This window comes from Streptomyces sp. NPDC086835 (genome assembly GCF_044745705.1).
In the GTDB taxonomy this organism is placed as follows: Bacteria; Actinomycetota; Actinomycetes; order Streptomycetales; family Streptomycetaceae; genus Streptomyces.
On sequence record NZ_JBIVAU010000006.1, the window covers coordinates 442,437 to 466,590 of the forward strand.

General features: G+C 70.0%; 25 protein-coding genes. 9 read left to right on the plus strand and 16 right to left on the minus strand.

Annotated elements, in window-relative coordinates:
* Positions 1-235 precede the first annotated feature (235 nt).
* Complete coding sequence (locus ACIPJI_RS22015; RefSeq protein WP_356619835.1) at positions 236-1,195, plus strand: helix-turn-helix domain-containing protein; 960 nt, start codon at positions 236-238, stop codon at positions 1,193-1,195.
* 179 nt (positions 1,196-1,374) lie between these two features.
* Positions 1,375-1,932 (plus strand): GNAT family N-acetyltransferase, encoded by a 558-nt coding sequence (locus ACIPJI_RS22020; RefSeq protein ID WP_402248184.1) that lies wholly within the window; start codon positions 1,375-1,377, stop codon positions 1,930-1,932.
* A gap of 80 nt (positions 1,933-2,012) precedes the next feature.
* On the opposite strand, the gene ACIPJI_RS22025 is transcribed toward ACIPJI_RS22020, so the two are convergent.
* The 4 genes from ACIPJI_RS22025 to ACIPJI_RS22040 all read right to left on the minus strand — a co-directional run bounded on the left by ACIPJI_RS22025 (position 2,013) and on the right by ACIPJI_RS22040 (position 4,222).
* Complete coding sequence (locus ACIPJI_RS22025) at positions 2,013-2,822, minus strand: alpha/beta fold hydrolase (RefSeq protein ID WP_402248186.1); 810 nt, start codon at positions 2,820-2,822, stop codon at positions 2,013-2,015.
* A 246-nt stretch (positions 2,823-3,068) separates the two neighbouring features.
* A complete protein-coding gene (locus ACIPJI_RS22030) occupies positions 3,069-3,578 on the minus strand; it encodes a GNAT family N-acetyltransferase (protein ID WP_402248188.1) in 510 nt (169 codons plus the stop codon).
* Entirely contained in the window at positions 3,575-3,664 is a 90-nt protein-coding gene (locus ACIPJI_RS22035) for a pentapeptide repeat-containing protein (protein ID WP_356619841.1), read from the minus strand. The genes ACIPJI_RS22030 and ACIPJI_RS22035 overlap by 4 nt, the downstream gene beginning before the upstream one ends.
* An 87-nt stretch (positions 3,665-3,751) precedes the next feature.
* Positions 3,752-4,222, minus strand: a complete 471-nt coding sequence (locus ACIPJI_RS22040; RefSeq protein WP_402248190.1) for a MarR family winged helix-turn-helix transcriptional regulator — start codon at positions 4,220-4,222, stop codon at positions 3,752-3,754.
* Between the two features lie 159 nt (positions 4,223-4,381).
* On the opposite strand from ACIPJI_RS22040, the gene ACIPJI_RS22045 reads away from it, so the two are divergent.
* The 4 genes from ACIPJI_RS22045 to ACIPJI_RS22060 all read left to right on the plus strand — a co-directional run bounded on the left by ACIPJI_RS22045 (position 4,382) and on the right by ACIPJI_RS22060 (position 9,086).
* Positions 4,382-5,881 carry an MFS transporter gene (locus tag ACIPJI_RS22045; protein ID WP_402248191.1) on the plus strand — a complete coding sequence of 500 codons (1,500 nt, stop codon included), beginning with the start codon at positions 4,382-4,384 and terminating at the stop codon, positions 5,879-5,881.
* A gap of 73 nt (positions 5,882-5,954) precedes the next feature.
* Positions 5,955-6,881 (plus strand): NADP-dependent oxidoreductase, encoded by a 927-nt coding sequence (locus tag ACIPJI_RS22050; RefSeq protein WP_189464607.1) that lies wholly within the window; start codon positions 5,955-5,957, stop codon positions 6,879-6,881.
* Positions 6,882-6,979: 98 nt separating this feature from the next.
* Positions 6,980-7,684 carry a type 1 glutamine amidotransferase domain-containing protein gene (locus ACIPJI_RS22055; protein ID WP_402248193.1) on the plus strand — a complete coding sequence of 235 codons (705 nt, stop codon included), beginning with the start codon at positions 6,980-6,982 and terminating at the stop codon, positions 7,682-7,684.
* A gap of 82 nt (positions 7,685-7,766) precedes the next feature.
* On the plus strand, positions 7,767-9,086 hold the full coding sequence (locus ACIPJI_RS22060) for an aldehyde dehydrogenase family protein (protein WP_402248195.1): 1,320 nt from the start codon (positions 7,767-7,769) through the stop codon (positions 9,084-9,086).
* Positions 9,087-9,326: 240 nt separating this feature from the next.
* Here the strand turns inward: ACIPJI_RS22060 and ACIPJI_RS22065 are convergent, their stop codons facing one another.
* The 8 genes from ACIPJI_RS22065 to ACIPJI_RS22100 all read right to left on the minus strand — a co-directional run bounded on the left by ACIPJI_RS22065 (position 9,327) and on the right by ACIPJI_RS22100 (position 17,898).
* A complete protein-coding gene (locus ACIPJI_RS22065; protein ID WP_402248196.1) occupies positions 9,327-10,595 on the minus strand; it encodes an acyl-CoA dehydrogenase family protein in 1,269 nt (422 codons plus the stop codon).
* Positions 10,582-11,394 (minus strand): enoyl-CoA hydratase-related protein, encoded by an 813-nt coding sequence (locus tag ACIPJI_RS22070; RefSeq protein WP_402248198.1) that lies wholly within the window; start codon positions 11,392-11,394, stop codon positions 10,582-10,584. Before ACIPJI_RS22070 ends, ACIPJI_RS22065 begins: the two co-directional genes overlap by 14 nt.
* Complete coding sequence (locus ACIPJI_RS22075; RefSeq protein WP_402248200.1) at positions 11,391-12,203, minus strand: SDR family oxidoreductase; 813 nt, start codon at positions 12,201-12,203, stop codon at positions 11,391-11,393. Before ACIPJI_RS22075 ends, ACIPJI_RS22070 begins: the two co-directional genes overlap by 4 nt.
* 454 nt (positions 12,204-12,657) lie before the next feature.
* Positions 12,658-13,344 (minus strand): TetR/AcrR family transcriptional regulator, encoded by a 687-nt coding sequence (locus ACIPJI_RS22080; RefSeq protein WP_356619856.1) that lies wholly within the window; start codon positions 13,342-13,344, stop codon positions 12,658-12,660.
* Between the two features lie 10 nt (positions 13,345-13,354).
* Positions 13,355-14,386 (minus strand): NAD(P)H-dependent flavin oxidoreductase, encoded by a 1,032-nt coding sequence (locus ACIPJI_RS22085; protein ID WP_402248202.1) that lies wholly within the window; start codon positions 14,384-14,386, stop codon positions 13,355-13,357.
* A 61-nt stretch (positions 14,387-14,447) separates the two neighbouring features.
* Positions 14,448-15,974, minus strand: a complete 1,527-nt coding sequence (locus ACIPJI_RS22090) for an AMP-binding protein (RefSeq protein ID WP_402248204.1) — start codon at positions 15,972-15,974, stop codon at positions 14,448-14,450.
* Between the two features lie 84 nt (positions 15,975-16,058).
* Positions 16,059-16,688 carry an HAD family hydrolase gene (locus ACIPJI_RS22095; protein WP_402248205.1) on the minus strand — a complete coding sequence of 210 codons (630 nt, stop codon included), beginning with the start codon at positions 16,686-16,688 and terminating at the stop codon, positions 16,059-16,061.
* A 10-nt stretch (positions 16,689-16,698) separates the two neighbouring features.
* The gene (locus ACIPJI_RS22100; protein ID WP_356619864.1) at positions 16,699-17,898 is read right to left on the minus strand and encodes an acetyl-CoA C-acyltransferase; all 1,200 of its coding nucleotides are present in this window, start codon (positions 17,896-17,898) and stop codon (positions 16,699-16,701) included.
* A gap of 369 nt (positions 17,899-18,267) precedes the next feature.
* Here ACIPJI_RS22100 and ACIPJI_RS22105 point away from each other — a divergent pair, with 369 nt between their 5' ends.
* Positions 18,268-19,140, plus strand: a complete 873-nt coding sequence (locus ACIPJI_RS22105) for an alpha/beta fold hydrolase (RefSeq protein ID WP_402248248.1) — start codon at positions 18,268-18,270, stop codon at positions 19,138-19,140.
* Between the two features lie 4 nt (positions 19,141-19,144).
* Positions 19,145-19,966, plus strand: a complete 822-nt coding sequence (locus ACIPJI_RS22110; protein ID WP_402248207.1) for a hypothetical protein — start codon at positions 19,145-19,147, stop codon at positions 19,964-19,966.
* A 330-nt stretch (positions 19,967-20,296) separates the two neighbouring features.
* Here the strand turns inward: ACIPJI_RS22110 and ACIPJI_RS22115 are convergent, their stop codons facing one another.
* The 3 genes from ACIPJI_RS22115 to ACIPJI_RS22125 form a co-directional block, all read right to left on the minus strand.
* Positions 20,297-20,983: an SMI1/KNR4 family protein gene (locus tag ACIPJI_RS22115; RefSeq protein ID WP_402248209.1), complete on the minus strand. Its 687-nt coding sequence runs from the start codon at positions 20,981-20,983 to the stop codon at positions 20,297-20,299.
* A 181-nt stretch (positions 20,984-21,164) separates the two neighbouring features.
* Positions 21,165-21,617: a DUF6336 family protein gene (locus ACIPJI_RS22120; RefSeq protein ID WP_402248211.1), complete on the minus strand. Its 453-nt coding sequence runs from the start codon at positions 21,615-21,617 to the stop codon at positions 21,165-21,167.
* 153 nt (positions 21,618-21,770) lie between these two features.
* The gene (locus ACIPJI_RS22125; RefSeq protein ID WP_356619874.1) at positions 21,771-22,358 is read right to left on the minus strand and encodes a cysteine hydrolase family protein; all 588 of its coding nucleotides are present in this window, start codon (positions 22,356-22,358) and stop codon (positions 21,771-21,773) included.
* A 241-nt stretch (positions 22,359-22,599) separates the two neighbouring features.
* On the opposite strand from ACIPJI_RS22125, the gene ACIPJI_RS22130 reads away from it, so the two are divergent.
* Positions 22,600-23,409: an N-formylglutamate amidohydrolase gene (locus ACIPJI_RS22130; RefSeq protein WP_356619876.1), complete on the plus strand. Its 810-nt coding sequence runs from the start codon at positions 22,600-22,602 to the stop codon at positions 23,407-23,409.
* Positions 23,410-23,538: 129 nt separating this feature from the next.
* Here ACIPJI_RS22130 and ACIPJI_RS22135 read toward each other — a convergent pair whose 3' ends face one another.
* The gene (locus tag ACIPJI_RS22135; protein WP_402248213.1) at positions 23,539-24,084 is read right to left on the minus strand and encodes a hypothetical protein; all 546 of its coding nucleotides are present in this window, start codon (positions 24,082-24,084) and stop codon (positions 23,539-23,541) included.
* Between the last annotated feature and the right edge of the window lie 70 nt (positions 24,085-24,154).

The following is a 24,154-nucleotide window of genomic DNA, read 5'->3' on the forward strand; positions in this document are numbered from 1 at the left end:
CTGGCGGATTGGGACAAGGATTGGGTCGCCTTCAACTCCCTGTAAACCGTTGTGCGTTTCTGATACCGGACAATGTCCTGTTCAGCACAGGCGAGCAGGATGAACCGGCGCAGATCTCACTTGCCTCGCGAACCAGTTGTTCCCAGTGCGTCGTTGAAGGCCGGTTGACGTTCACCGGCGTGCCACTTACTGTCCCCCCACGCCGACGTCCCCACCGTCGGCACGGGAGGTACACATGCACTTGCTGGAGCCCGTCGGTCTCGGCCGGCTCGAGAACGACGTCTACCTGGCCCTGCTGGATTTGAAGCGGGCCACTGCGGAAGAGCTCGCGCAGAGCATCGGCTGCTCCCCGGCCGAACTACGACCCGCACTCCGCGGGCTCCTCGACCACGGGCTTGTCCAGCAACTCGGCTTCATTCCCGCGCTGTACGCCCTTGTCGCCCCCGACGAGGCCCTCCCCGCGCTGATCAGCCGCCGACGCGGCGATCTCGCCCGGATGCAGGTGCACATCGAAGAGCTGGCCGACCGGCTGCGTGCCCGGCCCGCACGCGAGGGGAAGCCGGTCGTCGAGCTGCTGGAGGGCGAGGACGCCGTACTGGCCGCGGTGTCCCGGCTCCAGCTCGAGGCGCGCGAAGAAATCATCGCGGTCGACGCCCCGCCGTACATCGGCGGCCAGAGCAACCCGAACGACCTCGAACTGCGCCGACTCGCGGACGGCGTCGCCTACCGGTTCATCTACGCCCGCGAGGCACTGGCATCACCCGAGCACATGGCGGCCCTGCGCCGCTGCACCAAGGCCGGCGAACAGGCCAGGTTCCTGCCGGACGTCACCCTGAAGTTCTTCGTCGTCGACCGGACCACCGCGCTGCTGCCCGTCTCCTACACCGAGCCGGACCCGAGCGTCCGGCTGCTGGTGCACGCGTCGGCACTCATCGACGTCCTCCTCTGCTGCTTCGAGAGCTTGTGGGCACGCGCCACACCCTTCGACGCCACCGAGGCGCAGTGCGGCCCGTCCGCCAGGGACCGCGAACTGCTGTCACTGATGGCGTCCGGCATGAAGGACCGCACCCTCGCCCGGGCCCTCGGCGTGACCGAGCGGACGGTGGGCCGCAGGCTCACCGAGCTGATGGCGGAACTGGGCGTGGAGACACGTTTCCAGGCCGGTGTGCAGGCGGCCCGCAGAGGCTGGCTCTAGGCCGTGTTTTGAGAGGTGTTGGTGTGTTGGGTTCGCCGTCCGGGAAAGCCGCGGGCGCCTCCAGATCGTGAAAAAGTTCAGCCGCACCCCTGACGGAGGGGTTGGGACGCCCACGGCCGGGAGTTCAGCGGCCGCGAGTGCGCGGCGAGCGCACTTGTATGACCGTTCGAGGGGACCACATGGCGCAGCAAGGGACCATCGCGACAGAGCACATGGATGGACCGGCCGCAGTAGAGGCCGAGGACGGGTTCAAGCTGATCTACGCCGAAGCGTTCGCCGAGCCTCCTTACAACGAGACCGAGGACGACGTCGCCGCCGCCTTCCGCCGCTTCCCCGTACAGGCTCGCAACGGCACCTTTCGCGCTGCCCTGGCCCGTACCGAGGACGGCGAGCCGATCGGTATGGCGTACAGCCACCCGCTCGGGCCCGACACGGTGTGGTGGGACGAACTGATCGAGCCGGTGCCCGACGACATGCGGCGCGAGGACGGACACCGCACCTTCGGGCTCATGGAACTCGCCGTGCGCGGACCGTGGCGGGGCCAGGGTGTCGCGCGGCGTCTGCACACGACACTGCTCGACGCCGTCGGAGCCGAGCGGGTGCTGTTGAACGTCCACCCGGCGAGCAAGGCGGCATCGGCCGCGTACCGGGCGTGGGGATACCGCAAGATCGGCGAGGCGCGGCCACGGGGCGAGGGCGCGGAACTGCATGACGTGATGCTGCTCGATCTGCGCTGAGACACCGCTTGCGCGAGCGATCCCGCGTTCCGCGCGCTCCTGCCCCGTGGACGAGGAGACGACCCGAGGGACACGGCCGCCTACGGCCGGGGGCGGCTCAGGTACTCGGCGATGCGGTCCCCCCAGGTGTGGATGTCGGCGCGTGTTTCGGACACGTGCAGTTCGGCGTGCGGCAGCACATGGGCCAGCGTCTCCGCGGTCGACAGGGGGTGCCCCGGGTCACCGACCCAGCCCAGCACCAAGGTTGGCCGGCGCAGCGCGGCGACCTCCGGGAGTGAGGGCAGGTCGGACATCGCCAGGCCACGCAGAACGGCGGGCAGCAGCCCTTCGGCGGGTGTGGGCGGCAGCTCGGGAACGTCGGCCACGACGGCGGGACGAGGCTGCTGCGCCCTGGTGGCGAGCCATGCGTCCCGTCCCTCCCGTTCGACAGCCTCGGCGGATTCCCGAGCGGCCCGCGCATGGGCCTCCCGCGTCGTCCAGGCCGTCGGCGGGATGAGCAGGACCAGCCGGGAGAACCGGTCGGGCGCACGCACGGCGGCGTGCAGCACGCTGCCGCAGCCCATCGACGCACCCATGGCGGCGACAGGCTGCGAGATGCCCAGGTGATCGAGAAGGGCCAGCAGGTCACCGGCATGCGACTGGTACGTGTAGTCGCTGTCCACGGGGTCGCCGGTCGATCGACCGTGCCCCCGGGCGTCATAACGGACCAGGCGTCGGCCCGCCTCAAGGACCGGCGTCCATGAGAACAGGCCCATCCGGTCCTCTGCGGCCTGACTCACGAAACCGCCGTGCGCGTAGACGGCCACAGGACCCTCGCCGGCATCGTCGTAGACCAGCTCGGCCCCGCGGTGCCGGAAGCTGCCCTCTCTCATGGCCGCTCGGTTGCGCATGACACCAGCCTGACCATCGGCGCCGTCGCCCGCCACCGAGTCGCGGAGCACCTTCCGCGACGTCCGCGCCTTCCGTGCCCGTCCGCACCGAGTCGGCCGGCCCCGCCGACGGTTCGGGCCGCACCGGTGGGCCGCACCGGTGGGCCGCACCGAAGCTCGTCGGAGCAATCCGACGCCCCGGATCTGGGGCGCCGGTCGATCCGTCCTTCGCGGCCAACGCTCAGGGCCTGCCGGCGGAGGAATGCGTCAACGGCAACTCCACCTGATCTCGCCTTCGTGCCGGTGACCGGTCGGAGCGAGGCCGACGGCGGCGGCAACAGCTGCGGATGCCCGATGATCCGGATGAATGTGAGCACGGACCACCTGTACGTCCTTCTCCTGGAGCCAGGCGATCAGTCCTCGTGCCGCCTCGGTGGCGATCCCACGTCCTTGCCACGGAGTCCCCACCACCCAGGCAACCTCGGCCGCACGCCCGCGCTCGGTGCGGGTGATCGTTGCCTGCACCGTCCCGGTCAGGCGTCTCTCCTCGCGGAGCCGGATCACCCAGTTCCACCACACCTCCGAGGGATCGGGTGAGCCGGCCACCCAGCGTTCATACCGTGCCCGCAGGGCCTGCGGGCGCTGCGGAGTCCCACCGATGAAGGCATGCAGCGCCGGGTCGGAGAGCGCCTCGGCCATCTCCTCCGCGTGCTCGACAGCGAGCGGCACGAGGCTCAGCCTGCCGGTCTCGACGACCCCGATCTGCATCCTGTTCATGCTGTCTCCTGTTCAACCGCTCCTGCTGCCGCCTCGCGCAGGTTCGCCTCGCGCAGATCGGCCTCGGTGAAGTCGGTCTTCCGCACGCCGGATTCGACGAGCCGAGCGACCGCGCAGGTCGGTCGGAACGCAGCGTTGCCCGGCGGCCGAGGCGGGCACCCCGGCGGTCGGGGTCAGACCGTCTCGTCGGGGTGCAGGCGCCCCAGCAGCTCGTAGAGGCTGCGGCGGCCCTCGTCGTCGAGACGGTTGAAGGCCGCCGAGGTGGCCCGCATGTCGGCGCGGATCACACGGACCGCCTCCAGGCCCTTTTCCGTCGCGACCACGTTCTTGATCCGCCGGTCGGCCGGGTCGAGGTGCCTGGAGACCAGTCCATGAGCCTCCAGCCGGTCGACGAGCCCGGTGATGTTGGACGCGTCGCAGGCGAGCAGTCCTGCGAGAGCGCGCATCGGCAGTGGCTTCCGGAGCAGGATGAGCATCTTGGCCTGCGTCATCGTGAGCCCCTGCACCGCGGCCGCCGCGGCCAGGTCCCGGTAGTAGCCGGCAGCAGCGCGCGCCAGACGCTCCAGGAGGTCGACGTGCGTGGGCTCGCTCCCCTTCGGGTCAGGGGTTCGGGGTGCCGGGTGCGGGGCGGGGGTGCGGGACATGTCTCCAGTCTAGGTGAAGCTCAATGTTTGACTTCCTCAACCATTGACGTTTACCGTCGTCCTCGTTGCTTGAGTTCATCAAGCATCTAGCTGTTTCGAGCCGAGCCCCTTCTCCGGCTCCGGCACCACCCCCCCCACCCCGCCGCGAAGAGAGCACCCGTGTCCCGAACCGTTGCCCCGTCGCCCGGCCGACACCGACGTGAGATCGCAGTCGTCCTCGTCCTGAGCCTCGCCGCCATGGTCGTGTCGATGATGCAGACACTGGTGATCCCGATACTCGGTCTCATCGGGACCAGCCTTGGCAGCAGTGCTGCCGAGGTCAGCTGGGTCACCACCGCGACGCTGCTCTCCGCAGCCGTCTTCACTCCCCTGCTCGGCCGCCTGGGCGACCAGCACGGGAAGAAGCCGACCCTCATCGGCGTGCTGGTGGTGATGATCGCCGGCTCGGTCCTGGCCGCCACCACCGACTCGCTCCTCTGGCTGATCGTCGGCCGCGTCCTCCAGGGAGCCGCCACGGCGATCTTCCCGCTCGCGCTGTCGGTACTCCGTGAGGAGGTCTCCGCCCACCGGCTGCCTGGAGCGATGTCACTGGTCAGCGGCACCCTGGCGTTCGGCAGCGGCTTCGCGCTGGTCGCCACCGGCCTGCTGACCCGCGGCGAGAACGCCGACTACCACCCCGTCTTCTGGATGGCCGCCGGGTTGGCTCTGGTCACACTCGTCGCCGTCGTCCTCCTCGTACCGGCGAGCCGCACCAGGACCGGAGGGCGCACCGACATCCTCGGCGCCCTCACCCTCGGGCTCTTCCTGGTCCTGCTGCTGCTGCCGATCTCCCAGGGTCACGAGTGGGGCTGGACCTCCCCCCGCACTCTGGGTAGCTTCGCCGGAGCGGTCGTCATGGCCGGTGTCTGGGCCTTCACCGAGAACCGCGTGCGCGAACCACTGGTCGACATGAGGATGTTCCTCCACCGCCCGGTGCTGTTCAGCAACCTCGCGGGCCTCTTCGTCGGATTCGGGATGTTCGCCCAGTTCCTGGGCGTCTCCTATCTGGCGCAGATACCGCAGGACATCGCGGGCTACGGCTTCGGCGCATCCGTTCTCCGCGCCTCGGTCGAGTTCCTGCTGCCCAGCACGATCGCCTCCCTCGTCGTCTCCCAGTTCGGCGGCCTGCTGATCCGCAGGATCGGCCCACGCCTCACCCTCGCGCTCAGCGCGGTGATCGGCACTGCCGGCTTCGCGTGGCTGGCCACCGCTCACTCCTCGGCCCCCTCGGTGATCGGCGCCGGAATGGCTGTCGGAACGGCCATCAGCCTCGGCTACGCCGCGATGCCCGCACTGATCGTCGCGGGAGTGCCGCCCCACCAGACCGGCGTCGCCAACGGCATCAACTCCATCTCCCGCTCGGTCGGAAGCTCGATCGGCAGTGCGCTGATCACGACACTGCTCGCCTCCCGGACCATCGAGAACCTTCCGGCCGGAGTGCCCCCGCTGCCTGCCGAGAGCCAGTTCACCCTGAGCTTCGCCATCGCCGGTGCCGCCTTCGCCGTCGTCCTGGCCATCGCACTGCTCGGCCTGCAGCGGCAACGGCAGGCGCCCCGTCCGGAACACCGGCCCACCGCCGAACCGGCCCCCGAGCCGGCTGTCGCCACCGCGGCCGCCTGACGACCCACCCGATCCGTACCCCTGCAATCCCGCACCACCGCACGACCGCACCCCCACAGCAAGGAGCACCACCATGAAGGCCATCACCTACCGCACCTACGGCGGCCCGGACGTCCTGGAATACGGCGACGTCCCCAACCCGAAGCTCGCCCCGGACGCCGTACTGGTCCGCGTCAAGGCCGCCTCCGTCAACCCGGTCGACTGGAAGATCCAGGCCGGATACCTGGACGGCGTGATGGACACCGTCTTCCCCGTCATCCCCGGCTGGGACGTGGCAGGCGTCGTCGAAGAGGCCGGTGTCTCGGTCACCGAGTTCGCCCCGGGCGACGAAGTGATCGGCTACGTCCGTGAGGACTTCGTCTCCCGCGGCACCTTCGCCGAATACGTCGCCGCCCCGGTCCGTACGCTCGCCCGCAAGCCCGCCAACCTCTCCTTCGAGGAGGCCGCCGGCATCCCGCTGGCAGGTCTCACCGCCTACCAGGCGCTGACCCGCGCCCTGAACGTGGGCAGCGGCGACACCGTACTGGTGCACGCCGCGGCGGGTGGGGTCGGCTCCTTGGCCGTACAGATCGCCCGAGCGCTCGGCGCCCGGGTCATCGGCACGGCGAGCGAGCGCAACCACGACTACCTGCGCGGGCTCGGCGCCGAGCCGGTCACCTACGGCGAGGGCCTCACCGACCGCGTCGACGCGCTGGCGCCGCAGGGTGTGAACGCCGTGCTCGATCTGATCGGTGGCGAAGCCCTGAAGCTCTCCCCCGGCCTGCTCGCCGAAGGCGGCCGCCTCGCCTCCGTCGCGGACGGCGCCGTCCTCGGCCTCGGCGGCCGGTACGTCTTCGTCCGGCCCGACGCCGCAGACCTCGAGGCGCTCACCGTCCTCGCGGAGCGGGGGCAGTTGCGCGTGGACGTGGCCGCGACTTTCCCGCTCGAGCAGACCGCTGACGCACAGCGGCTCAACCAGGAGGGTCACACCCGCGGCAAGGTGATCGTCACCGTCGGCTGAGCCACCCGCCGCCCGTACGCCATCACCGGCACACGCCCTGCCGGACGAGAAGACCCCCCACCACCGCGCGACGCGCGCCCCTCCCGAAGGAGACAGTTGTGACCGCAGTTCTGTTCGTCGTCACCGGTTCCGACCACTGGACACTCGCCGACGGCACCCTGCACCCCACCGGCTACTGGGCCGAGGAACTCGCCACACCGCACCGGCTGTTGCGCGAGGCCGGGTTCGACGTCACCGTCGCCACGCCCGGCGGCGTCGCGCCGACCGTCGATGCCGTCAGCCTTGCCGCCGAGTCCACCGGCGGCAAGGAGCAGGCCGACGCGATCGCCGCGTACCTGGCTTCCGTCCGCGCCGACCTGGAGAACCCGGTCAAGCTCGAGGAGGTGGACCTCGACGCGTACGCCGCCGTGCTCTACCCCGGTGGCCACGGCCCCATGGAGGACCTCGCCGTCGACGCCGCCTCCGGCCGCCTCCTCACCGCGGCGTTGGACTCCGGCAAGCCGCTCGCGGTGCTGTGCCACGCCCCCGCGGCCCTGCTCGCCGCCCGGCGCGAGGACGGCGGCTGGCCGTTCGCCGGTTACCGCATGACCGGCTTCACCAACGCCGAGGAGAGCATGGCCGGCTTCGCCGACAAGGCCACGTGGCTGCTCCAGGACCGTTTGGTGGAACTCGGCGCCGACTTCCACGCCGCCGCCCCGTTCAGCGCACACGTGGTGGCGGACCGCAACCTGTACACCGGCCAGAACCCCGCCTCCTCTGAGCAGCTCGCCCGGAACATCATCGACATCCTGAACCGCGGCTGATCCCCCGGTCGACGCCGGCGCCCGGCCTGCCCGCGGCGCGGCGCCAACGCCCCCGTCCACGTACCGCACCTGTGAGGGAACCATGAACAACCCTGCGCCCGCGCAGCCCGCCGAGCTCGTCGCCCGGCTGCGCGCCACCTTCCGCAGCGGCACCACCAGGCCCGTGGCCTGGCGTACCGGGCAGCTGCACCGGATGCGTACCCTGCTCACCGAACAGGGGGAGACACTCGCCGCGGCGCTCCACGCCGACCTGGGAAAGAGCTCCACCGAGGCCCACCGCACCGAGATCGACTTCGTCATACGCGAGATCGACCACACCCTGGAACATCTCGACGGCTGGCTGCGCCCCGAACAGGTCCTCGTCCCCGCGTTCCTCGGGGAGGCGAGTGCCTGGACGCGGTACGACCCCTTGGGCGTCGTGCTGGTCATCGCCCCCTGGAACTACCCGGCGCAGCTCCTGCTGGCCCCGGTGGCCGGCGCCCTGGCCGCGGGCAACACGGTGGTCGCCAAGCCCAGCGAACTGGCCCCGGCCACGTCCGCCGCCCTGGCCCGCCTCCTGCCTCAGTACCTCGACACCGACGCGGTCGCCGTGGTCGAAGGCGGGGTCCCGGAGACCACCGCCCTGCTCGAGCAGCGCTTCGACCACATCCTCTACACCGGCAACGGCACGGTCGGCCGCATCGTGATGGCCGCGGCCGCCCGGCACCTGACGCCCGTCACCCTCGAACTCGGCGGCAAGTCCCCCGCGTTCGTGGACCGGGGCACCGACCTGGACGCCGTCGCCGCCCGCCTCGCGGCCGGAAAGTTCCTCAACGCCGGTCAGACCTGCGTCGCCCCGGACTACGTGCTCACCGACCCCGGGACCGCACGCGCTCTGGAGGGCGCGCTCGCCAAGGCTGTGGAGAGCCTGTACGGACCGGACGCCTCCGCCTCCCCGGAGTACGGCCGGATCGTCAACGAACGCCACTTCGACCGGCTGACCGCCCTCCTCGAGTCCGGCCGCCAGGTCACCGGCGGGGCGCACGACCGGGATTCCAAGTACATCGCGCCGACCGTCCTGGCCGAGGTGTCACCGGACGCGCCCGTCATGCGGGAGGAGATCTTCGGCCCGATCCTCCCGATCGTCGAGGTGCCCGGCCTCGACGAGGCCATCGACTTCATCAACGACCGCGACAAGCCGCTGGCCCTGTATGCGTTCACCGAATCGGACACCACCCGGGAGCGGCTCGCCGCCGAAACCTCCTCGGGCGGCCTCGGGTTCGGTCTGCCGCTGGCCCATCTCACCGTCTCCGACCTGCCGTTCGGGGGCGTCGGGGAAAGCGGCATGGGCAGCTACCACGGCCGCTACTCCATCGAGACCTTCAGCCACCGCAAAGCCGTCCTCGCCAAGCCCCTCAGCTGATCCACCCCAGCCGTGCGTGAACACGGCGGAGACCGTCGTGGAAGGCATCGAGAACAACGTCGAAACGCCGACCGCTGCGCCCCCGACCTGGGCCGCGGCGGCGTCCGCCACCTCCTGTGACCGGGAGGTGAGGACGACGTTTCCGCCGGCCGCGCGACGGCCTGGGCGATCGCCGGCCCGATATCGCGCGAGGCGCCGGTGACCACGCCGGTGCGCCCGGTGAGATCGGGTCCTGCCACCTCAGCTCACCGCTGCCTCGGGGCCGCCCACGGTGCTCGTGCCGCTCGCCGCCGCGGTGGCCCCGTCGCGGTACTGCCGCAGTTCGTGTCGGGCGATGGCCCGCTTGTGGACCTCGTCAGGACCGTCCGCCAGCCGCAAGGTCCGCAGATGCGCGTACATCATCGCCAAGGGGAAGTCCTCGGTCACCCCTGCTCCCCCGTGCACCTGGATGGCGCGGTCGATGATCTTCAACGCGATGTTCGGGGCGGCCACCTTGATGGCCGCGATCTCGGTGCGCGCTTCCTTGTTCCCGACCGTGTCCATCAGATGCGCGGCCTTCAGCGTGAGCAGACGGATCATCTCGATATCGATACGCGCTTCCGCGATCCAGTCCTGGACATTGGACCGGTCGGCAACGGGACGACCGAACGTCACCCGTGACTGCGCGCGCCGGCACATCAGCTCCAGCGCCCGCTCGGCCGCGCCGATCGCCCGCATGCAGTGGTGGATGCGACCGGGCCCGAGCCGGGCCTGGCTGATCGCGAAACCCTCGCCCTCGCCTTTGAGGACGTCCTTGGCCGGCACCCGCACATTCTCGAAGGTGATCTCCGCGTGGCCCTCGCGATCCGCGTACCCGAACACCGGGAGGTTCCGGACGACGGTGACTCCGGGGGCGTCGATCGGGACGACCATCATCGACTGCTGGCGATGGGGGGCCACCGTGGGGTCGGTCTTGCCCATCACGACGAGCACCTTGCAGTTCTTGTGCATCGCGTTCGAGGCGAACCACTTGCGGCCGTTGAGGAGGTACTCGTCGCCGTCGCGCTCCATGCGCAGCTCGATGTTGGTGGCGTCGGAACTGGCCACTGCCGGCTCGGTCATCGCGAACGCCGAGGCCATGGTGCCGTCGAGCAACGGCCTGAGGTATTTCTCCTTGTGCTCGTCAGTGCCGAAGAGGGTGAGCACCTCCATGTTCCCGGTGTCCGGGGCATTGCAGTTGCACGCCTCCGAAGCGATGTGGCTGCGCCCCATGATCTCCGCCAGTGGCGCGTACTCGAGATTCGTCAGCCCAGGACCCCACTCGGGGTGCGGGTGGAAGAGGTTCCACAGTCCACGCTTCCGCGCCTCCGCCTTGAGTTCCTCGAGGATCGGCGGATGGAAGTGCGGGTCACCCGACGCGCGCATCTGCTCGGCGTACACCTCCTCGGCGGGGTAGATGTGCGAATCCATGAACTCGAGCAGATCCGCCTGGTACTTCTTGGCGCGATCCGACGTCTCAAACAGGGACATCCGAACTCCTGACAGGGAGGGAGGGAAAACTCGGTGAACGCTTTTCGAGGTGACTGGCCACGCCTTCGACGAGATCGGCCCCGCGGAACGCCTGGAGCATGAGGCCCTCCGCCCGGGTCATGGAATCGGCGTAGGTGCCGTTCGCGTCTTTGCGGAGTTGGCTCTTGATGGTGGCCATGGATGCGGGGGAGCAGCGCGTCGCGAGATCGGCGGCGTACGCGACAGCGGCATCGACCACATTGCCGGTGGGGACCAGATGGTCGAGGAGTCCGATGCGGAGAGCCTCCTCGGCGTCCACCATGCGACTCGACAGCAACAGGTCCGTTGCCCGGCTGTGCCCGACAAGCCGGGGCAACAGCCAGGAGATGCCGTACTCGGCGATCAGCCCGCGCTGCGCGAATGCCGTGGTGAACCGTGCCGCGGGCGAGCCGAAGCGAACGTCGCAGTAGAGCGCCTCCACCAAGCCCAGGCCCGCGGCGACACCGCCCACCGCACCGATCAGCGGTTTGCGCAGGGCCAGCGGCACGTCGCGCGGCCGGCGCCCCGCCCTGTCCGCCTCTGAGACCTCTCCGGCCTTCTGCAGCCGCTGGAGGTCGGCGCCGGCGCAGAATCCGCGTCCCGCCCCGGTGACCACGACAGCGCGTACGTCCGGGTCGTCTTCGGCGGCGTCGAGCAGCGTGAAGTAGCGGTCTTCGAGTTCGTCCGTCCAGGCGTTGAGCTTGGCGGGCCGGTTGAACGTGAGCACCAGTACGGGTCCGCGGTGTTCGGCGAGGACGAGCTCGCCCGGCGCGCCGGTCATGCCTGCGCCGGCAGGGAGTTCTGGTAGCGGCGCATGCCGCGCAGCCACCGGTCGTAGTCCGAGCCCTTCTGCCGGTACATGTCCAGCACGTCTTCGTGCGGCAGGATCAGGAACCGCTCGTCGTCGATCGCGGCGAGGACGGCGTCGGCGACCTCGGCCGGCTCAAGGACGTCACCCGCGGACATGACGGCCTGCGCGGCCGCTCTTCCCAGGGCGTCCCCGGAGTCCTTCCCCAAGGCCAGCATCCTGGTGTCCACCCCCATCGGGCACAGACAGCTGACATGGACCCCACGATCGCCGTACGTGACACTCAGCCATTCGGCGAAGCCGACGGCCGCGTGCTTGGTGACGGCGTACGTGGCGGAGCCGATCTGGGTGAGCAGCCCGGCCGCCGAGGCGGTGCTGACGAAGTAGCCCTCGCCGCGCTCGAGCCACCGCGGCACCAGCAGCCTCGCCGCACGGATGTGGGCTCGCAGGTTCACGTCGATCGAGAGGTCCCAGTCCTGCTCGTCCGCGTCGAGGCCCGGTGCCCCGGCGATGCCCGCGTTCGCGAAGTAGAGGTCGACCGGTCCGAACGTGCTCTCCGCAAGGGCGATCAACTGCTGGATCTGGGCGGTGTCCGACGCGTCCGCGCCGGCGCTGACGGTGCTTCCCGGATGGTCGGCGTTGACACTCTTCGACACCGCCCGCGCGGCGTCCGCGTCGAGGTCCGCGACGACGAGCCGGGCACCCTCGCGAGCGAGCCGTGCGACCAGCGCGCCGCCGATGCCGCCACCGGTGACGACGGCGACTCTTTGTGCAACGTTCACAACGAACCCTCTCCGTGGCGGGGCGTGCGTGCCGGGGCACGGGCCCTCGGGATGCTGCGGCCGTGTCCCGTCCACCTGTATAATTGAATCCGACGTCAAGTTCAACCATCGGTCCGCATCACCGCACGGAAAGGCCGCCTCGTCCTGCTGAACTGCGGCCAGAGGGTTCACGGTCGGCATCGCGGCCCTTTCGTCCGTCGCCAGAGGCACGAGCGGCTCGCCGAACGGATCGGCAAGGGGCTCGGGCCACGGAAGCGGGACAACGCCTTCGCAGAGGCGAGTGATGCCCAACTCGACCAAGAGCGAGAAGGGGCTTCGCGACACCGGGTGCAATGAGCCATGTAATCGAGCGGGAGAGCTCGGGCAGGCCGCTCTTCGTCGCCGCTGCGAGCGCCAGGATCGCCGAACGGTCGTAGGGGCGGCAGGCTTCGCCCAGCCGGCGCTACCGCCGGATTCAGCGGTGGCCGGGGAACCGCAGGGCGTTCGCCCAGAGCCGGGTGACCGTGGACACGAGCTCTTCGAAGTCCACCGGCGTCCCTTCTTCTTGCCTTTCGCCGAGCGCGAAGGCGTTGTAGGCCATGACGCTGACCATGCCCGACAGCGCACGGGAGGCCATCATCGGATCGAGCTCACGATCTGCGACGCCTCGCGCCTGCAGGTCGGCGATGCCGCGGGCGTTGCGGCGGATGAACGCATCCGCGCGCCGGCTTCGGAACTCACGGAATACCGGCTCCACTTGTGCGACCTGCTCAAGCAGTCGCATCAGCTTCGCGTTCCGTTTGTACGCCTCGAGATACGCGCGATTGCTCGCCTCGAGTACCGCATACGGATCGTCGGTGCCCTGCACCCGGCCCACGCCAGGGTGCAACATGTCCTCCTGCGCCTCCAGGAGGACGGCGGCAAGCACCTCTTCCTTGTTGGTGAAGTAGGTGTAGAAGGACCCCGTCGCGCATCGGGCCTCTTTGGCGATGTCGACCAGGCGGGTGTCGAGGTAGCCGTCCCGCTCGAACACCGTCCGCGCGGCCTGCACCAAAGCGGCTCGTGTCCGCGCTCCGCGCTTCGTCGTCGGCGGCTCGCGAAGTGACGAGAGAGGCGCCATCGGCGGGGCCTTCTCGCTGTCCTCGGGCGCAGTGGTGTCCATCCCCGGGATTCTACTTGAATCCGACGCCAGGCTCATGAGTACGCGCGTGTGCGGGCTCGCACGGCTCCCCCGTACATCCCATGCGCTGAAGCCGGCGCTTCGCCTCGGCGTACTCACCGGCGAGGCGCTCGACGACCGCTGCCGCGGGAAGTACCGCCCTGACCGCACCGACGCCCTGACCGGCGCCCCAGATGTCCCGCCACGCCTTCGCCCCTTCGAGGTCCCGGTTTCCGAAGTCCATGGCGGACGGATCGGAGCCGGGCAGCGCGGCCGGATCGAGCCCCGCGGCCTCGATGCTGCCGCGGAGGTAGTTGCCGTGCACGCCGGTGAACAGGTCGGAGTACACGATGTCCGCAGCGGTGGAGGACACGATCATCTGCTTGTACTGGTCCTCCGAGTTCGCCTCGTCGGTGGCGATGAACGCCGAACCCACGTAGGCGAGGTCCGCGCCGGCGGCCTGTGCGCCGAGGATCGAGCGGCCGTGGGCGATGGAGCCCGACAGCAGAAGGGGGCCGTCGAACCAGTCGCGAATCTCCTGGACGAGCGCGAAGGGTGACTGGGTGCCGGCGTGACCGCCCGCGCCCGCGGCGACGGCGATCAGGCCGTCCGCGCCCTTTGCCACTGCCTTGCGCGCGAACCGGTTGCTGATGACATCGTGCAGCACGATGCCGCCGTAGGAGTGGACGGCATCGTTGACGTCGGTCCGGGCGCCGAGAGAGGTGATGACGATCGGCACCTTGAACTCGACGACGGTCGCGAGATCCTCCTCCAGGCGTGAGTTGGTCCTGTGCACGATGAGATTGACCGCGAACGGCGCGGACGGAGCATCGGGACGGGCGGCGTCGTGCTTGGCCAACTCCCCCGTTATGTGCTGCAGCCATTCGCGCAGCGCCGACTGGGGGCGCGCGTTCAGCGTGGGGAAGGAACCCACGATCCCGGAGGTCGACTGTGCGATGACCAGCTCCGGATTGGACACGATGAACATCGGCGATGCGACCACCGGCAGGCGAAGCCGGTCCCGCAGGACGGGAGGCAGGCTCATGAGCAACTCACCATGCGTCTTTCTTCTGTGGCGGACACATCTCGTCCGTCGCGACGGATGTTCAGTGGCGGCGGACGGGTACGTCGCCGGCGCCGGGCTCTCGGGTCAGCTCCGTACGGTCGATGGAACGCTTGAGGATCTTCCCGCTCGGGCCCTTGGGCAGCGCGTCGACGAACCGGATGATGCGCGGGACCTTGTAGGCGGACAATCGCTCTCGTGTCCAGCTCGACACCTCAGCGGCACCGAGGTCCGAGCCGGGCCGGGCGGCGACGAGCGCGGCGACCTCCTCGCCGTAGTGGTCGTCGGGAACGCCGATCACGGCTGCCTCGATGATGTCCGGGTGCTCGTACAGGACTTCCTCGACCTCACCGGGGTAGACGTTGTAGCCGCCACGAATGATCAGGTCCTTGATCCGGTCGACGATGCGCAGGTCGCCGTCCGCGTCGGTTTCCCCCAGGTCGCCGGTCCGGAACCAGCCGTCGGGCGAGATCGCCGCAGCGGTGTCCGCGGGGCGGTTCCAGTAGCCGCGCATCACCGTGGGCCCCTTGATGTGGACCTCGCCGACGGTACCCGGCGGGCACTCGTTCCCGTCGATGTCCCGCACCTGCACCTGCAGCCGCGGGACCGCCCGCCCGGTGTACCCGGTCTTGCCGCCGGAGTCGATGTCGTTGAAGGTGCCGAACGCGGTGGTCTCCGTGAGCCCATAGCCTTCGAGGATGGTGCAGCCGAACCGGGCCTCGAAGGCGCGGGCGATCTCCCCGGGAAGGGACGCACCGCCGGAGACGGCGACGCGGAGCGCGGCGAAGTCCGCCGGATCCGCATCACCCGCCGCGTGCAGGATCGCGTTCCACATGGTCGGTACGCCGGCCATGATGGTGAGCCGGTCGCGACGCAGCATCTCCAGCATCGACGTCGGGTCGAATCGGGCCAGCAACGACATCGAGCCGCCCACGGTCAAGGTCGCCATCATGACGGACGCCTGACCGAACACGTGGAACAGTGGGAGCCCGGTGCCGGTCCGGTCGGCACTCGATCCGCGGCTGCACTCGGCGCCGATCTCCCCGGCGGACAGCAGGTTCCCCACTGTGAGTTGGGCACCCTTCGGCCGCCCTGTCGTACCCGAGGTGTACAGGATGGCCGCGGTCTCGTCGCGGTCCCGGTCCACGATCGGGACAGGGGCGGCATCGGTGACCCCCGCGCCGGGGGACAGCGTCCAGGAGGGCACCTCGAGCGACGCGGCCGCCTCCGCGACGGCGGGGCCGAGGGCGTGCCATGTGATCGCCAACGAGCACCCGGCGTCGCCGAGGACGTACTCGGCCTCGGCCCGGGTGGACATCGTGTTGACCGGCACCACGACACAGCCCGCGGCCTGGATCCCGAGGTAGGCCACCACGAACTCGGGCACCGACGGCGCCGCCAGCAGCACCCGGTCCCCGGGGGACAGGCCCGCCGCCGCCAAGGCGCTCGCGTACCGTGCGCTCGCGTCGCGCAGTTGCCGGTAGGTCCATCGGTCCGCGCCGCCGCGCAGCGCGATGTTGTCGGGAGTTGCGGCCGCGTGGCGGCAGACCGGGTCGAGAACACTGGCCATGGGCGGTGCCTTCCGGGGATGCGAGCAGGTGACGCGGTGCGGGTCCAGGCATGACCGATCTCCCGCGACCGGGCGATCGATCGATCAGGCGATGATCCTGAAGCGTTCGGCGAGTTGGCGGCGGGTGTCGGAGGCACCGGTGTGCAGTACGCCCTCGATTCCGATCCGCGCCGCTCCGTCGAGGTTCTGCTGCAGATCGTCGATCATGACTGCTTCCTCGGGGGTGACTCCGAGGCGTTCACATGCGATCGCGTAGATCCGCCGGGAAGGTTTGCGGATCCCGACCTCGGCGGAGATGACGACCGCGTCGGCCACGGCGGCGAGGTCGACGCCGTCGTAGGTTCCGGTCCCGAACGAATTGGATACCAGCGCGACGGGATATCCGGCGGCGCGGAGATCCTCCAGCAGGGCGAGCACGTCCTGATCGATCGACATTCCTGCTTGCATCCGTGCCGTGAGCCCCTCCGCCTGTACGTCGGCGCCGTGGACGCGGAGACGCTCGGCGAATCCTCGCTCGAAGGCCTCTGCGTCGATACGGCCCGACTCGTGATCGGCCAGGAGGGTACGTGAGGGCTGATCGCGGCTCAGGAGGTCGAGCGGCAGGCGCGGGTCGCCACCGAGCGAGGCGCCGAAGTCGGTGAAAGCCCGCAACACACTGGAGGTGATGACCCCGCCGAAGTCCACGAGCACCGCGGTTCGGGCCTTTTCCGTCACGCTCGGCACCTCAGACCACCTCGAACAGCCCGGCCGCGCCCATTCCGCCGCCGACGCACATCGAGATCACCACGTACCTGACGCCACGGCGCTTGCCCTCGATCAGGGCGTGCCCCACCAGGCGTGCACCGGTCATTCCGTACGGATGGCCGACCGAGATTCCGCCGCCGTCGACGTTGAACCGCTCCGGGTCGATGCCCAGTTCGTCACGGCAGTACAGCGCCTGGGAGGCGAACGCCTCGTTGAGCTCCCAGAGACCGATGTCGTCGATGGTGAGGTCGTGCTGCTTCAGCAGCTTCGGAATGGCGAAGACCGGACCGATCCCCATCTCGTCCGGGCCGCAACCGGCAACGGCCATGCCGCGGTACACCCCCAGCGGCTCGAGTCCGCGGCGCTCGGCTTCCTTCGACTCCATCAACACCGACGCCGAAGCCCCGTCCGACAACTGAGAGGAGTTGCCCGCCGTGACGCTGGACCGCACGGTCACCTGACCGTCCGGCAGCACCGGCGCCAACCCGGCCAGGCCCTCGAGGGTGGTCGACGCGCGGTTGCCCTCGTCCCGGGTCAGAGTCACGGCCTCGTCCCGCACCTCCCCGGACTGCTTGTCCAGGACCTTCTTGACGCTGTCGAGCGCGACGATCTCCTGGTCGAAGCGTCCGGCCTCCTGCGCCGCCGCGGTGCGCTGCTGCGACACCAGCGCGAACTCGTCCTGGCGTTCCCGGCTCACGCCGTAGCGTTCGGCGACGATCTCCGCCGTCTGCAACATCGGCATGTAGATGCTCGGCCTGTGCTCGACCAGCCAGGGATCCGCCATGCGGTGGGTGTTCATCCGGTCGTTCTGCACCAAGGAGATCGACTCGACACCCCCGCCGACTGCGACCTGCATCCCGTCGCCGACGATCTGCTTGGCGGCCGTCGCAACCGCCATCAGACCCGACGAGCACTGCCGGTCGATAGTCATCCCCGGCACGGCGTCCGGAAGTCCGGCACGCAGAGCGGCCTGGCGGGCGACGTTGCCACCGGAGGACCCCTGCTGCATGGCACAGCCGAAGATCACGTCCTCGACCTCACCTCCCTCGAGCCCCGCTCGCTGCACCGCGTGCGAGAGGGCATGGGCGGCAAGTTCCTGCGCCTGGGTGTCGTTGAACGCGCCGCGGTACGCCCTTCCGATCGGCGTCCGTGCCGTCGAAACGATGACTGCTTCCCTCATGTCGCCTCACTGCTTCCTGTCGGTCCGGTTCGTCCGGGAGCTTCAGGGCCAAAGTCCTGAGCTCCCTGAGCCGGACTCGATGCCGGTCGGCCTTTCCGCTTGCCACCTGGGGCGCTGCGAGCAGTCAGCGACCGCCTCCCCGTTTCCGAGGACGTGCGCCACGAGCCCGCAGAGTGCCGGGAGCCGGCCTCCCGTTTTGGTTATAGTTGAATCTGGCGTCAGGTTCAACCACGCCTCTGGCGCAACACCGTCCGAAAAGCCCCGCATGCGGCCGCCGATGCGGGACTGCGCGCCCTCGACCTTGACAATCCATTTCCACGACTGGAGGCTGACCGACCAGTCGGTATGAAGGGGCGGAGCGTGACCGATCTGAGCATCTCCACTGCTGCGGGCGTGTTCGACGCGATCGCGGCGGGCCCACCCGAGGGCCGCCCGGTGCTGTTGCTGCACGGCTTCCCACAGACGGCGCTGGCGTGGCAACGGCAGATCGCGGCGCTGGCGGAGCACGGCTACCGGGTGGTGGCACCCGATCAGCGCGGGTACTCCCCCGGGGCGCGCCCCGAACGGCCCGAGGACTACCGCATCGGCGCCCTGGTCGACGCTGTGCTCGCCATCACGGAGGAACTGGGCTGGGCGTCCTTCGACCTGGTAGGCCATGACTGGGGAGGCGCGGTGGCGTGGTGGACCGCCGATGCCCACCCCGGCCGCGTACGTACCCTGACGGTTGTCTCGACGCCGCACCCCGGGGCTCTGGCCACCACCCTGCGTACCGACCAGGACCAGCGAGAACGATCGCGCTACATGATCGATTGGCGCGAAGCGCCCGCGACTGAAGAACACATGCTCGCAGACGATGCCGAGGCGCTTCGCGCCTCTTACGCCGGAAAGGTCCCGCCGGACAGTGCCGAGGCCTACGTGCGGCACCTGTCCCGACCGGGCGCTCTCACCGCGGCGCTGAACTGGTACCGCGCCGGCCGCCCCGAGGGCGCGATCGGCGTCGTCGAGGTCCCCACGCTGTACGTCTGGAGCACGGAGGACACCGCTTTCGGTCCGGCGGCCGCGCAGGAAACCGGGCAGTGGGTGGGCGGGCCGTACCGGTTCGAGACCCTCCAGGGCGTCAGCCACTGGGTCCCGGAGGAGGCGCCCGAGACGCTGAACCGCCTCCTGCTCGAACATCTGCGAGCGCACGGCGATCACGGAAACACAGCGAAGTCCCCGACTGCCGACTCCCGGAACAGGTGACCCCATGAAGACAGCGCGAGCAGCCTGGCGCCGACTCGAGCCCGTACACGCCATGATCTACTTCGCCCCCGAGGGAAGGCGACGGTACGCGGAGCTCGGGCTGAGCGGACGCGCCGGGTACTTCGCCTCCCGGAGCGCCGCCTTCGGCCGCGCATCCGCCGAGCTGGTCATCTCGACCTTCTACAACTTCAACCCCGATTTCGTCCGGCAGGCGGTCGAAGGGGCCTGGGACGCGGCGACGCCGCAGCAGGTGCTGGACGCCCGGCACGCCGCCGCGAACGAGGCCCTGCGACGGGCCGGGATCCACCAACTCCCCGCTCTGGACGAGGTCCTGACACTGACCCGCCGGGCCGCCGAGGCGGCCTGCGAACACCCGCAGGGCCGCCCGCTGTTCGCCGCCCATGCCGCGCTGCCCTGGCCGGAGGAACCGGTACTGCAACTGTGGCATGCCCAGACCCTGCTCCGGGAGTTCCGTGGCGACGGCCATGTCGCGTGCTTGCTGAGCGAGGGCGTCGGGGGCTTGGAGTCCCTGATTCTGCACGCTGCCACCGGGGACGTTCCCGTCGACTTCCTCAAGGCAAGCCGCGCGTGGCCCGAGGAGGAGTGGGCCGAGACCGCGGAGCGCCTGCGCACACGAGGTCTCCTCGAGGGCGACTCCCTCAGCCCGGAAGGCGTACGCCTGCGCACGCACATCGAGGACCGTACGGACCGCCTGGCCCTTCCCGCCTACACCGCCCTGGGTGACGCCGACTGCGATCGCCTCGCCGAACTCGCGAGCCCCTTCGGTCGCGCGGTCGTCGACGCCGGCCTTCTCCGGATCGGCTGACCGAGCCCCTCACACCCCATCCGCTTCGGGGTGATCGGCTCGAACCGGGCGGCCATGGCCGACGAAAGGGCCTTGGCCGCCCACAGCGGACGGACCGCACCGTGAAGCCGATGTCGTGCAGGCCGCCGCGACCGTTGAACTCCAAGGGCGACACCTCGGTCTTCGCAGCCATGAGCGCGTCATACCGCCGAGACGCGCGCAAAGGCCCAAGAGCCCTCTCCGCACGTCCATTCGGACGTCCTGGCCGCCGAACGACGCCGACGCGCCCCGCACACGAGGCGAGAAAGGCGTCCGCCGGAGCCTGATCCTCAAAGGTCGCCCGGGCGGGGCCTAGGCGGGCCCGAAGGGCTGGGGGGCATCCGCTGTCTCGTCCCACGCCTGGCTCTCGGCGCGCCCGAGCCAGTGCAGATACCACTGCGCGAACGACAAGTGACCGGCTCCGCCGACCAGTTGCATCGGCACCACACCTTCGCCGACCGCCCGTACGTCTTCCCACACGGTGCCACGGTGAGGGCCCGTGACCACGAGGAGCGAGTAGTACCCACAGCCCCGGTCACTGATGCAGAGCGTCCCCTCGGTAAGGGTGTCGTGGAGCTCGTCCTCCCGGGCCTGCCAGGCGGTGTACGCGGCGGCGAAGGCATCGTCGTCGGGGTGGTCGTCCCGCCGGGGCTCCGCGCACAGATGCTTGTCGAACTCGGCGGTGAGCTCAGGGCGGAAGGGCAGCGCGCACCGGCCGCTCGCCGCCGAGGTGGCGGGAGCGGGCGGACGCAGCGGAAAGAGGCCGTAGTCGGGGCCCGCGCCGCCGGCGCCCACTCCCCTGAGGAACGTCCGGTATTCCTCGGGCAGTCGGGTCCCGAGCCACCGCTCCACCGCCCGAAGCTCTTCCTCGGTGAGTGTGGGGAGAAGCTCGAACTTGTGGCCATGTCCGTGGCCTTCGGCACCGAACACCGCCCGCCACCGCGGCGCCCTGCGCAGCGCGAGCACCCGCTCCCGCACCCCTGCCCAGGTCCCGTCCATCACTCCCCCTCCGGGATCACGTCCACTGATCACCGTACGTGGGAGGCCCTTGAGGGGGCGGATGGCGGCGACCGTCTCGGGCAGAGGCCGCGAAGAGCGTCCTGGGCTCTTCAGACCTTCCTGACCCGCGGAGCGGCTGCGCCGCGGATCCCGGCTCTCGTGCGAAACGGCGGCAACCGGCTCAACTCCCGTAGAGCCAGCTGCCGTACGCCGCATCGTCGACGAGGTGGTAGAGGCCCAGAGCGCCGGGGAAGAGAACGAGGGCGAGCACACCGGTCCTCACGAGCGCGGGTGCCATGATCGTGACCCCGTCCGTCTGGCCGACGAGTGTGCGCCAGTCGCGCCAGCGCCTGATGTCACCGGAGCACACCGCCCAGAAGAAGGCCCCGAAGACGATGCCGCCCCCTGCGGACACGGCGGAGAACCCCGCAACGACGGACAGGAACGTCTCCCGGTCATGGTGGTCCGTGACGAACAGCATCGCCGCGGCGAGCAGAACGATAGCGGCGATCCCGTGCGCGGCCCCGCGCACGACGACGTCCTTGAGGCGCAGTCTCGGCAGGCGGACGCCGTCCTGGTCCGTGGCAGGTCGAGAGGACGGCGGGGAACCGGTCCGCCGGGTGTCTGCTGTCATGGGCGGCACGCTACCGGAGCGCCCTGGCAGCCCCGCCGTGCGGTTCGACGCCCGCTCGGCGACGCGGTGTCGCGTGGGCTCGTGGGCGCGTGGGCTCGTGGGCTCGTGGGCGCCTCATCGCGGCGTCGCGGGTGGGACGGTTCGGTCCGGCCGTCAGCGGGGCCCCTGAGGAAGCAGAGCCGTGAAGTGCACGTCCGACGCGTACGCCGTGATCTCGACGTCGCTCCCGAGAGCCCACTCGGCGACCCGTGAGACCGTGGCGGCGGGAATCGCGTCACTGATGCCGGGCGCCGCCGGGATGTTCTGCGTCGCATGCGCGTCGTGCGGCAGGACGACCCGGTAGCCGAGCGCGAGGGCCGTGCGCGCGGTCGCCTGGACGCACATCTCCGACATCACACCGCAGACGGCGAGCGACTTCACACCCGAGTCGGTGAGCAGGCTCTCCAGCGAGGTCTGTGCGAAGCCGTCGTCCTGCGATTTGCGGATCACGGCCTCTGTTGGGCCGTTCCGGACGGGGTGGTGGAGCTCCCAACCCGGAGTGTGCGGTTCGTCCTCCGACCCGGCGGGCCCGTCGTTCTGCAGATGGACGACGAGCGCCCCGCTCTTCCGGGCCCGGGCTATCAGGTCGGTCGTCCTGTCCACCAGGCGGGCCGCGTCGGGGACGGCTCCGCCGCCGGTGACGAACGCCGACTGGACGTCCACCACGATCAAGGCCTCTACGGGCAGGAGGAGATGAGTCATGCGGCCCATCATGTCCGTCGCCGACACGCACCTCCACCGGATTGCGGGCCGCCCTCGCCGGCTCTCTCGCGAGCGGACCGTGCGGTCCGGCCCGGGGGAACCGCCCGGGGCCGGCGGTCGTTGTCGGACCCCGCGGCTAGAGTCGGTGGAGATCGTCCGCGCCGTCACGGCGACCGGGCGTACCCATGGCGGAGAGGCGCGCTGCCTCCCCGAGTTCGAACCACCCACAGCAAGGAACACCGTGAACGACACCAGCACCCCGGCATCCTTCCAACTCCTGCCCGGAGCGCCCGACTCCCCCGTGATCCTGCACGTCCCGCACTCCGCCCGGGCCGTGCCCGACGGCGTACGCGCCGGCATCGTGCTGGACGACGCGGCGCTCCAGCTGGAGCTCGACCACATCACCGACTCCCACACCGCCGAGATCGCCGCGGGTGCCGCCGGATCCGCGACCGTCACGCCTTGGCGCTTCGTCAACGGGCTCTCGCGTCTTGTCGTCGACCCCGAGCGCTTCCCCGACGAGCGGGAGGAGATGCTCGCCGTCGGCATGGGCGCGGTCTACACGCGGACCACGCACCGGGAACAGCTTCGCCCGTCGGACTTCGACCCGGCAACGCTGATCGCGGACTACTTCGTGCCGTACGCGCGGGCCGTGACCGAGGCCGTGGACGCCCGACTGGACGCCGTGGGGCGGGCGGTCGTGATCGACGTGCACTCGTATCCGACGGAGCCGCTCCCGTACGAGCTGCACGGGGACGGTCCCCGACCCCCGATCTGCCTCGGCACGGACTCCTTCCACACGCCGCCGGAGCTGCTCGCGGCGGCGCAGAAGGCGTTCTCGGGCTTGGGCGGCACCGGGCTGGACAGCCCGTTCGCGGGGACGTACGTCCCGCTGAAGCACTACGGCCAGGACCGGCGGGTCAGCGCGCTGATGATCGAGATACGCCGCGACGTCTACATGTCGGAGCCGGGCGGCCCTGCCGGACCGGGCCTCGATGCCCTGGCTGCGGCTCTCGCCGAACTCGTCGACGCGGTGGGGGCGTCGGCCTGAGTGCACACGCAGCACGGCAGCCACAAGGCCCTCTGCTGCTGCGTTCCCAGAGGACGGACCGGTGGGTGGCTCTGGAAATGGCGAACGGCCCTGGTTCTGGTGAACGAGGGCCGCGCGACCAGAGGTTCCTCAGCGGCGGGTGAGGGGCTCGCAGCCGCTGATGCTGACGACGCCGTCGGCCTCCGTCAGCGTGATGATGATCCGCTCGTCGGCGTTGGCCGACTTGAGCTGAGGGAACTTCGCTTCGTCGACCGGATCGGTGGTGACGGAGCAGAACTCGAAGATGCCCTTCTCAGCTCCGGCGGTCTGGTAAGTGCCGGCGGGAATGTCCTCGCCAACCACGTAGTCCCCGTTGGGAAATTCGGCCGGCTTCTTGGGAGCGGGCTCGGCAGGGGCCTCGATCGGCTTCTGCGTCTTCTGCTCGACGGGCTCGGCCTCGTTCTTGGCCTCGCTCTTCGGACTGCTGCCGGCGACAGCCGTCTTCTCGCTTGCCGTACTGCTCGGGCTGCTGTCGCTTACGGCGACGGCGATGATGAGGAGCAGGAAGAGTCCGCCGAAGACGCTACCGAGGACGATGGCGACGATCGCGCCGCCGGACATGCCCTTCTTCGGGGGTCGCGGCGGCTGATAGGGCGCGGGTCCTTGCTGGTACGGGCCCGGGTATTGGTGGCTCACGGCGTCCCCTCGTGATGGTTCTGCGGCTGCGGCGTGGGGGACTTGTGAATGTACCGCCAAATGGGGGCAG